This is a genomic window from Halobacterium sp. CBA1126, from assembly GCF_009741975.1.
GTDB lineage: Archaea > Halobacteriota > Halobacteria > Halobacteriales > Halobacteriaceae > Halobacterium.
On sequence record NZ_WPCF01000117.1, the window covers coordinates 1 to 7,263 of the forward strand.

7 protein-coding genes are annotated in these 7,263 nt (G+C 71.0%); 3 read left to right on the plus strand and 4 right to left on the minus strand.

Annotated features, from left to right (window positions below; all coding sequences use genetic code 11):
* The 3 genes from GJ634_RS13075 to GJ634_RS13085 form a co-directional block, all read right to left on the minus strand.
* The coding region (locus GJ634_RS13075; protein WP_331714176.1) for an ABC transporter ATP-binding protein at nucleotides 1-438 on the minus strand (438 nt) is incomplete at its 3' end.
* Nucleotides 435-2,324 (minus strand): iron ABC transporter permease, encoded by a 1,890-nt coding sequence (locus GJ634_RS13080; RefSeq protein WP_157503306.1) that lies wholly within the window; start codon nucleotides 2,322-2,324, stop codon nucleotides 435-437. The genes GJ634_RS13075 and GJ634_RS13080, both read right to left, overlap by 4 nt.
* Entirely contained in the window at nucleotides 2,285-3,406 is a 1,122-nt protein-coding gene (locus GJ634_RS13085) for a thiamine ABC transporter substrate binding subunit (protein WP_157503308.1), read from the minus strand. Before GJ634_RS13085 ends, GJ634_RS13080 begins: the two co-directional genes overlap by 40 nt.
* 117 nt (nucleotides 3,407-3,523) lie before the next feature.
* Between GJ634_RS13085 and GJ634_RS13090 the strand changes: the two genes are divergently transcribed.
* Nucleotides 3,524-4,540, plus strand: coding sequence for an AI-2E family transporter (locus GJ634_RS13090; RefSeq protein WP_197425522.1), 1,017 nt, complete (start codon nucleotides 3,524-3,526; stop codon nucleotides 4,538-4,540).
* Here GJ634_RS13090 and GJ634_RS13095 read toward each other — a convergent pair whose 3' ends face one another.
* Nucleotides 4,541-5,311, minus strand: a complete 771-nt coding sequence (locus tag GJ634_RS13095) for a sulfurtransferase (RefSeq protein WP_157503312.1) — start codon at nucleotides 5,309-5,311, stop codon at nucleotides 4,541-4,543. It abuts the gene before it with no gap.
* 209 nt (nucleotides 5,312-5,520) lie between these two features.
* On the opposite strand from GJ634_RS13095, the gene GJ634_RS13100 reads away from it, so the two are divergent.
* Both GJ634_RS13100 and GJ634_RS13105 read left to right on the plus strand, forming a co-directional pair.
* On the plus strand, nucleotides 5,521-6,381 hold the full coding sequence (locus tag GJ634_RS13100; RefSeq protein WP_157503314.1) for a sulfurtransferase: 861 nt from the start codon (nucleotides 5,521-5,523) through the stop codon (nucleotides 6,379-6,381).
* Nucleotides 6,382-6,609: 228 nt separating this feature from the next.
* Nucleotides 6,610-7,239, plus strand: coding sequence for a rubrerythrin family protein (locus GJ634_RS13105; protein WP_157503316.1), 630 nt, complete (start codon nucleotides 6,610-6,612; stop codon nucleotides 7,237-7,239).
* Nucleotides 7,240-7,263: the final 24 nt, after the last annotated feature.

Genomic DNA, 7,263 nt, shown 5'->3' on the forward strand with positions numbered 1-7,263 from the left:
GGCGAGCGCGACGCGCTGCTGCTGGCCGCCCGAGAGCTCGTCCGGGTCGCGGTCCTCGAACCCCGCCAGGTCGACGAGCTCCAGTAGCTCCGCGACGCGCTCGTCGGCCGTCCGGCCCGCGGGCGGGTCGCGGAAGCGCAGTCCGTACGCGACGTTCTCGCCGACGCTCATGTGCGGGAACAGCGCGTAGCTCTGGAAGACGATGCCCACGTCGCGGTCCTCGGGCGGCACCCCGGAGACGGAGTCGCCTCCGAAGCGCACGTCGCCGCTGTCGGGCTGCTCGAACCCGGCAATCAGGCGCAGCGTCGTCGTCTTCCCGCAGCCCGAGGGGCCGACCAGCGTGAAGAACTCGCCGTCCCGGACGTCCAGCGTCACGTCCTCGACGGCGGTGGTCGCGCCGAACTCGCGGGTCGCGCCGTCCAACTGGAGGCTCGTCACGGTCGGTACCTCCCCCCGACGCGGTCGATGACCACGAAACTGGCGGCTGTCACCGCGAGCAGAATCGTCCCCATCGCCGCCGCCGGGCCGACGCTCGGGCCCGCGGCGCGGTCGACGAGGTAGCGCTTCAGCGCGACGGGCATCGTGTACGCGTTCTCCCCGGCGAGCAGCACGGTGGCGTCGAACTCGCCGATGCTGAGCGCGAACGCGAACGCCGCGCCCGCGAGCACGCCCGGCCACACGAGCGGCAGTTCGACGTCGTACAGCGCCCGCACGCGGCTCGCGCCGAGCGCTCGCGCGGACTCCACGAGCCGGTCGTCGACGGCCGCGAGCATCGGCGCGACGTTCCGCACGACGAACGGGTAGCCCGCGATGGCGTGGGCGGCGACGACGACCGCGGCGCCGACGACGCTGACGCGGTAGCCGAACAGCTCCACGCCGAACACCAGCGACTGCAGCATCCCGAAGCCGACGACGATGCCCGACACCGCGATGGGCGCCATCAGCACGGCGTCGACGACCTTCCGGCCGCGCCCGCCGCGCGCGGAGAACGCCGCGATGACGACGCCCATCGGGAGCGCGAGCGCGAGCGCGCCCACCCCGAACAGCAGGGAGTTCCGCACCGCGACGGAGGGCTGCGTGCGGCTGCCGGCCTGCTGTTCGAGGAGGAAGCGCCACCACTCCAGCGTCGGGTCCGAGAGCCCGCCGACGCTCGCCAGCACCATCGACGCCAGCGGCGCGAGGAAGACGACCGCGACCGCGACGCCGTAGGCGCCGACGCCGGCGCGCACGAGCACGCCCTTGACGTCGCCGAGGTCGAGCGCGAACAGCCGGTCGCGGGGCAGCGGGTTCGCCGCGCCGCCGCCCGCGCGCCGCGCCTCGTAGCGGAGGTAGACGTACGTCAGGCCGAGCGAGACGGCGGTCTCGAGCGTGGCGAGCGCGGCCGCGGTCTCGTAGTCGAGCTGCTGGACGCGCGCGTACAGCCACACCTCCACGGTCGCCAACTGGAGGCCGCCCAGTCCCAGCACGATGGGGAACGTCATGAACGTGAACACGAACGTCAGCACCGCGCTCGCCGCGAGCGCCGGCAACAGCTGGGGCGCCACCACGTCCCGGAACGCCCGCAGCGGGCTGGCGCCCAGCGAGCGCGCGGTCTCGACGGCGCTGGCGTCGACGTTCTCCCACGCGGACGCGACCATCCGCGTGACCAGCGGCGCGTTGTAGAACGCGTGCGCGAGCACCACCACTTCGAGCGTGTACAGCAGTTCGACCTTCCCGAGGCCGAGCGCCGTCAGCACGCCGTTGAGCGTGCCGTTCGTCCCGAACGTCGCGACGAACCCCGCGACCACCATGATGGAGGGGAGCACGAACGGCAGGATGGTCAGCGACTGGAGCGTGCGCCGGCCGGGGAACTCGAAGCGCGCGAGCACGTACGCGCCCGGCAGCCCGAGCGCGACGCTCGCGAGCGTCGACAGCGCGGCCTGCCACGCCGTGAACCCGAACAGCCCCTTCCGGACGGCGGGGTACGAGAGCCACACCTCGGGCAGCACGCCCGACCAGCCGGCGTGGACGCGCACGCTCGCCAGCCACGCGAGCACGTCGCCGGGGACTCGCGCGGGGTGCGCGAACAGGCCGTGCGCGGCGCCCATGTAGAACTCGCTGGCGAGGACGTCGCGGACGGGTGCGGCGGCGTTCCCGAACGCCTCCACGAACACCGTCCAGACTGGGTAGTAGAAGACGACCGCGAGCACGAGCGCCGTCACGGCGCCCACGGCCGGGAGGACCAGTCGGTCCGCGTCGTCGGCGAGCCGGCCGCCCGCGCGGGACAGCCAGTCGGTCACGCGCGTCAGTTGCTCGCGACCAGCTGGGCCCACGACTCGGTCCATTCGTCGAGGTTCCCTGCGAGCTCCTCGTAGGTAAACGTGACCGGCTCGGGCGGCTCCTTCGCGTACTCCGCGTACCCCTCGGGCAGCGACGCGGTGGTGGTCGCGGGGATCTGGACGTTCAGCCGCGCGACGTTCGCCTGCGCCTCGTCGGTGAGCACGAAGTCGACGAACTCGGCGGCCGTCTCGGCGCGGTCGCTGTCGGCGAACCGGCCGACCGTCTCGGGGTTCGCGTACCCCTGGTCGTTCAGGAAGCTGATCTGGTGGTGGGGGAGCTCCTCCTCGCTGTTGTAGTACACCTGGTCGGTGGAGTAGGAGACGACGATGGGGCGTTCGCCCGCGAGGAACGCGTCGTAGGCGGGCTGCCAGTCGTCGAGCACGCGCACGTCGTTCTCGAGGAGGCCCTCCCAGTAGTCGAGGTAGCCGTCAGTCCCCTTCTCGTGGATGGTCCAGAGGAGGAAGGCGAGCCCGGGGTCGCTGGACTGGGCGTTCTGCGCGAGCAGCGTCCCCTCGTACTCGGGTTCGAGGAGCGCGTCGAACGTCTCCGGGTTGTCGACGTCGGTGCTGTCGTAGACGGGCGTGATGTACCCCGTGTCGTAGGCGACGACGCGGTTCTCCGGGTCGACCTCCAGGCTCTCCTTGACGTCGTCGTCGTTGGTGAGGTCAGCGCGCAGGTCGTCGAAGAGGTCCTTGTCCGGCAGGGACTCGTCGACGCGCACGAGGTCCGGCGTGTTCAGCCCGACGAAGAGGTCGGCGTCGATGCCGACGTCCTGCTGTTTGCGCTGGATGAACTCGTTGATGCCGTTGCTCGGCGCGGTGTACTCGATGTCGGTGTCGTGGTCGGCCTCCCACTGCTCTTTCAGCCACCGGCCGGCGGTCCCCTCGTCGCCGAAGAAGGAGTCGTAGGTCGCGATGCGCAGCGGGCCGTCCGGCTCGCTGGTCGTGCCCGTCGTCGTCCCCTCGGTGGTCGCGCCCGAGGTGGTGTTCGTCCCCTCGCTGTCGCCCTGCTCGACCTGCAGGCAGCCGGCGGTCAGCACGCCGGCGACGCCGACGCCCGCGGTCTTCAGGTAGTTGCGCCGTCTCATTACCCGGTTGTTTCTCCGTGTGGTAGAAAAGGCCGTCGCTTCCGGCGCTCACTCCCGGACCGCGAGCCCCGCCGCCAGCGCCGAACGCTTTTCACAGTGCCCGCGGTAGCCCTCGGTGTGCCCTCGTCCCGAACCACCACGCTGGCCGCCGTGCTCGCCGTGCTCCTCGTCGCCGCCGCGCTGCTGCTCGGCGCCGTGTTCGGGACGGTCTTCTTCGCCGTCACCGCCGCGTACCTCCTCGTGCCGATCCACCGCCGCGTCCAGCGCCTCGGCCTGCCGCCGTGGTGGTCGAGCGCGACCACGGCCGCGCTCGCGTCGCTGGCCGTCTCCGTGCCGATCGCGACCGGCCTCTACGTGCTCACCGAGCGCGCCGACGACCTCCTCGACGCGCTCGAAGCGCTCCCGGAGAGCCTGACGCTGGCGGTCTACGAGTACTCGTACACCGTCGAGGTCGGCACCGTCACGGACGTGGTGCTCTCGTACCTCGCCGACGCTGCGGTCGACGCCGCGGTCGCGCTCCCCGAACTCGCGCTGAAGTTCACCCTGTTCGGCATGGTCGTCTTCGGGCTGTTGCTCGCCCACGAGGACGCCGAGCGCGCGCTCCTCGCGACGATTCCCGGCGCGTACCACGACGTCGCGCGCTCGCTGTCCCAGCGCGCCAGCGCGACGCTGTACGCCATCTACGTCCTGCAGGCGGTCACCGCGCTCGCGACGACGGCCATCGCGCTCCCCGTCTTTCTCGTGCTCGACGTCCCGTACCCGGTCACGCTCGCTGCGCTGTCCGGCCTCCTCCAGTTCATCCCCATCGTCGGGCCGTCGCTGGTCGTCGGCGCGGTCGCGCTCTACTGGGCGAGCATCGGGAACGTCGCCGGCGCCGTCCTCGTCGTCGTCGTCGCGGGCGTGCTGGTCGCGTGGCTGCCCGACGTCCTCGTGCGCCCGCGGCTGTCCCGGCGGACCGCCGACCTCCCGGGGAGCCTCTACTTCGTCGGGTTCACCGGCGGCCTGCTCACGGTCGGCCCCATCGGCATCATCGCGGGGCCGCTCATCGTCGCGCTCGTCGTCGAAGCCGCGGGCCTGCTCGCGGACGAACACCGCGGGACGCAGGTGTCACTGCTGCCCGACGAGTGGCCGTGACTACTCGAGGGGGTGGCCGCGCTCGGTCCAGTCCGTGAGACTCCCCTCGTAGAACGCGACCTCGGGGAAGCCGAGCCAGCGCAACACGACGAACGTGTGGCTGATGCGGCGCGCGGTGTTGCAGTACAGCACCACGCACTCGTCGGGCGTGACGCCGCGTTCGGCGAGCAGCGCCTCGATGTCCTCGCGGGGCTTCAGCCCGCGCGTCTCGTCGTCGACGACCTCCTTCCAGTCGAGGTTCACCGCGCCCGGGATGTGGCCCTCGTCGTACTCCTCGGGTTCCCGGGTGTCCACGACCACCGCGTCCGGGTCGTCGGTCGCCGCGAGCACGTCCTCGGCGTCCACGAACACGTCCTCGCGCGGCGCTCCGGGCTCGTAGTCCGTCGGCGTCACCTCGGTCGCCTCGTCGGTGGTCTCGTGCTCGCGCAGCCACGCGCTGTAGTCGCCGTCCAGCAGCCGGAGGTCGTCGTGGCCGTAGTACAGCGCGGTGACGAGGAAACGCGCCGCGAACACGCCGTGCGTGTCGTCGTACGCGACGATAGTGTCCCCGCGCTCGATGCCCGCCTCGCTCAGCAGCTCCGCCCAGTGGTCGCGCTCGGGCATCATCCCCTCCGGCCCGCCCGTCGCGCGGAACTCGTCGAACGGCACGCTGACCGCGCCCGGGACGTGGCCGATGCCGTCGTACTCCCACGCGTCGCGGACGTCCACGACGGCGACGTCGTCGAGGTGTTCGGCGAGCCAGTCCGCGGACGCGACCCATTCCTCGCTCATGGACGAGGGGACGCACTCGCCGGCCTTAGCCTCCCGGCCGTCGCCGTCACTCCGAGATAGCGGAGCTACTTGCCTGTAAAGTGGATTACACCCGGTACGGCGGCCGGGGACCGCCGACTATGCCGGCGAACTTCGCCGGTACACTCGATGCCCGGGGGAACCTGCCGGCGTAGCCGACAGTTATGAGGATGGGCCGTGAACGGACGAGTATGGCAGAATACGCCAACGACGTACTCGTCACTGCGGACTGGGTCGAGGACCACCTCGACCAGTTCCAGAGTGACGACCCCGAGTACCGACTCGTCGAAGTCGACGTCGACACCGAAGCGTACGAGGACGAACACGCGCCCGGCGCAATCGGCTTCAACTGGGAGACCCAGCTCCAGGACCAGACCCAGCGGGACATCCTCGAGAAGGACGACTTCGAGGACCTGCTCGGCAGCCACGGCATCACCGAGGACTCCACGGTCGTCCTCTACGGCGACAACTCCAACTGGTTCGCCGCCTACGCCTACTGGCAGTTCAAGTACTACGGCCACGACGACGTGCGCCTGCTCGACGGCGGCCGCGACTACTGGCTCGAGAACGACTACCCGACCACCGACGAGGTGCCGGAGTTCCCCTCGCAGGACTACGACGCCGGCGGCCCGCGCGAGTCCATCCGCGCGTACCGCGAGGACGTCGAGAACGCCATCGACCGCGGCGTTCCGCTCGTCGACGTTCGCTCGCCCGAAGAGTACAGCGGCGAAGTCCTCGCCCCGCCGGGACTCCAGGAGACCGCCCAGCGCGGCGGCCACATCCCCGGCGCGAAGAACATCTCGTGGGCCGCAGTGACCAACGACGACGGCACGTTCAAGACCCGCGACGAACTCGAGGAGCTCTACGCCGAGGAAGGCATCGACGGCGAGGGCACCACCGTCGCGTACTGCCGCATCGGCGAGCGCTCGTCGGTCGCGTGGTTCGCGCTCCACGAACTCCTCGGCTACGAGGACACCGTCAACTACGACGGCTCGTGGACCGAGTGGGGCAACCTCGTCGACGCCCCCATCGAGACGGGCGAGGCCGAGTAAGGTCACGAGCGAGGCCTCGAAGTGAAGCGGGGAGCGCGTGCCCGAGCGACGCGAGGGCACGGTCCGCGTGAGCGGTGGCGACCGCGAACGCAGCGCGACCCGCGGAACCGCCGGCGAGTAACGAGACGCACCACCCTTCTTTCGCGCGCCACGCTCCGGTAGCGACGCGTCCGTCACGCGTTCGCCGCGACGACAGCATACAAGCCCCAGCAGCCACTACCACGGGACATGACACCCGACGAGTTCCTCGACGCGGTCCGCGACGACAACGAGACCGCGCTCTCCCGCCTCGGCTCCTCGAAGTCCCTGTACGCCGCCACCGGCGGCGAGATGGACGCCGGCCCCGTCCTCGAAGCCGCCGCCGACGCCGAACACGTCGCCGCGCAGACGTTCCGCGCGTGGGCCGACGACGAACCCCACGAGGAAGCCGCCGACGTCTTCGACACCACCGCCAGCGAGGAGGACGACCACACCGACGCCGTCCTCGCCGAGCTCGACGACTACCAGCCCGCCGACGACGCCACCGGCATGCAGGCGTCCCTCCGCGGCCTCGACGACACGGTCGAACGCGTCGGCGCGCTCGTCGGCCGCGTCCTCGCCACCGAGAAGTCCAAGGAACAGCTCACCGGCTTCTTCGTCGGCCAGGCCGACCCCCAGACCGCGAGCCTGTTCCGCGACCTCAACGACGACCTCGACGACCAGCGCGACCGCGCGCTCGCCCTCCTCGAAACCGTCTGCGAGACCGACGACGACTGGCAGACCGCCAAGGACGCCGCCGACGAAGCCATCCAGGCCGCCTACGACGAGTACACCGAACAGCTCGAAGCCATGGGCGTCAACCCCAAACCGGTCTGCTGAACGACCTTTTGCGCTGCGGGGCGC